Below are 2,556 nucleotides of genomic sequence, written 5' to 3' on the forward strand. Positions count from 1 at the left end.
CCCCTCAAGGGGGGAGGAAATCCTCTTCTACGTCGCCTCGCGCGGCCATCATGCCGACATCGGCGGCACCGCGCCCGGCTCTATGACGCCGCTCGCCACCACCGTCGACGAGGAAGGCGTGCTGTTCGACAATTTCCGCATTGTCGATCGCGGCAGGTTTCGCGAGAGGGAACTGGAGACGCTGCTCACCGACCACCCTTACCCAGCACGCAATCCGCACCAGAACATCGCCGACCTCAAGGCGCAGATTGCCGCCAACGAAAAGGGCGTTGCCGAACTGCGCAAGATGGTCGCGCATTTCGGCCTCGATGTCGTCGAGGCCTATATGGGTCACGTCCAGGACAACGCAGCCGAAAGTGTGCGCCGCGTGTTGGAGCGGCTGCCCGACAGTTCCGTATACGAGTATCCGACCGACACCGGCCAGATCATCAAGGTGAAGATCTCGGTCGACCGGAAAAAGCGCGAGGCGACCGTCGACTTCACCGGCACGTCGCCGGTCATGAAGAATAATTTCAACGCTCCCGAACCGGTCGCCCGTGCAGCCGTGCTCTACGTCTTCCGCGTCATGGTCGAGGACATGATCCCGATGAATGCCGGGTGTCTGAGACCCATCAACATCGTCATCCCCGATGGCTCGATGCTGAAACCCGCCTATCCGGCGGCGGTCGTCGCCGGCAATGTCGAGACCTCCCAGCACGTCACCAACGCGCTGTTCGGCGCCATGGGCGCGATGGCCAACGCGCAAGGCACGATGAACAACCTCACCTTCGGCAACAAGCAGTACCAGTATTACGAGACGATCTGCTCCGGCTCGCCGGCAGGCCGGATGAATTCCGGCCGCGGCTTTGCCGGCACGTCCGGCGTCCACACCCACATGACCAATTCGCGCCTGACCGACCCGGAAGTGCTGGAATTGCGCTTCCCCGTCCTGCTCGAGGATTTCCACATCCGCGAAGGCTCCGGCGGCAAGGGTAAATGGAGTGCCGGCGACGGCACCAAGCGCACCATCCGCTTTCTCGAAAAGATGGAATGCGCCATCCTGTCCTCGCATCGCAACCGCCCGCCGCAAGGCCTGGACGGCGGCGGCGATGGCGAGGCCGGCTCGACCAAGGTCCGCCGCAAGGATGGCCGCGTCGAAGTCCTGAAGGCTTGCGACCAGACGGTGCTGGAGGCCGGTGAAGCCGTCATCGTGACGACGCCGACGCCGGGTGGATTTGGCTAGGCCTGAGCTCGTCTGTCACCGGCCTGTCATGACGCTGCGCTACCCGCTTGCGGCAAAGCAAACGGGGAATCGCCTTGCCATGACCGACATTTCCGGAGAACTGGTTTTTCGCCGCGGCAAGGAAGTTGGCAAGGCCGTCTATCAGAATCGCCCGCTGTCGAAGGCCGGCCTTTCCGAGCGGCTCTTCGCCTTCCTGTTTTCCGGCCTCGTCTATCCGCAGATATGGGAGGACCCCGATGTCGACATGGACGCGATGCAGCTTGGCCAGGGCCACCGCGTCGTCACCATCGCCTCGGGCGGCTGTAACATCCTCGCCTATCTCACCCGGTCACCGGAACGGATCGACGCCGTCGATCTCAACACCGCCCATATCGCGCTGAACCGCATGAAGCTCGAGGCGGTGCGTCATCTGCCCTCGCAGGGCGACCTGTTCCGTTTCTTCGGCGCTGCCAAGAGCCGTCACAATTCGCAGGCCTACGACCGCTTCATCGCGCCGCATCTCGATCCGATCAGCCGCCATTACTGGGAGCGTCGCACCTGGCGCGGCCGTCGCCGCATCGCCGTCTTCGACCGCAATTTCTACCAGACCGGTCTGCTCGGCCTGTTCATCGCCATGGGTCACCGCACCGCCAAATTCTTCGGCGTCGATCCGGCCGGCATCATGCAAGCCAAAAGCCTTGCCGACCAGCGCCGCTTCTTCAACGAGGAGCTGGCGCCGGTCTTCGAGAGGCCGTTGCTGAAATGGGCCACCTCGCGAAAAGCCTCGCTGTTCGGGCTCGGCATTCCGCCGGCACAGTACGATTCGCTGATCACCTCTGGCGACGGCACCATGGCCAGCGTGCTGAAGGCCCGGCTTGAAAAGCTCGCTTGCGATTTTCCGTTGAAGAACAACTATTTCGCCTGGCAGGCTTTTGCCCGCCGCTATCCCAATCCCGGCGAGGCGGCGCTGCCTGCCTATCTCGAAAAGCGCAATTACAATACGATCCGCAACAATGTCGACCGCGTTGCCATCCACCATGCCAATCTGATCGAATTCCTCGCCGGCAAGGATGCCGGTTCGGTCGACCGCTTCGTCCTGCTCGACGCGCAGGACTGGATGACCGACGACCAGCTCAACGCGCTGTGGGCCGAGATCACCCGCACCGCGTCCACTCATGCTCGCGTCATCTTCCGCACTGCAGCTGAACCCAGCCTGTTGCCCGGCCGGGTTTCGAATTCGCTGCTCGACCAATGGAGCTATGCGAACGACGCCTCGCGCGAATATTCTGCCCGCGACCGTTCGGCCATCTATGGCGGCTTCCACCTTTATGTGAAGCAGGCCGCATGAGCACGAC

General features: G+C 62.9%; 2 protein-coding genes. Both read left to right on the plus strand.

Annotated elements, in window-relative coordinates; translation table 11 throughout:
- Positions 1–1,222, plus strand: a 1,222-nt coding sequence (locus E5W87_RS34945) for a hydantoinase B/oxoprolinase family protein (RefSeq protein WP_292408383.1), incomplete at its 5' end; no start/stop codon positions are given.
- A 28-nt stretch (positions 1,223–1,250) separates the two neighbouring features.
- Positions 1,251–2,549: a DUF3419 family protein gene (locus E5W87_RS34950; RefSeq protein WP_292408386.1), complete on the plus strand. Its 1,299-nt coding sequence runs from the start codon at positions 1,251–1,253 to the stop codon at positions 2,547–2,549.
- The last annotated feature ends 7 nt before the right edge of the window (positions 2,550–2,556 follow it).

This window comes from Mesorhizobium sp. (assembly GCF_004962925.1).
Taxonomy (GTDB): domain Bacteria; phylum Pseudomonadota; class Alphaproteobacteria; order Rhizobiales; family Rhizobiaceae; genus Mesorhizobium.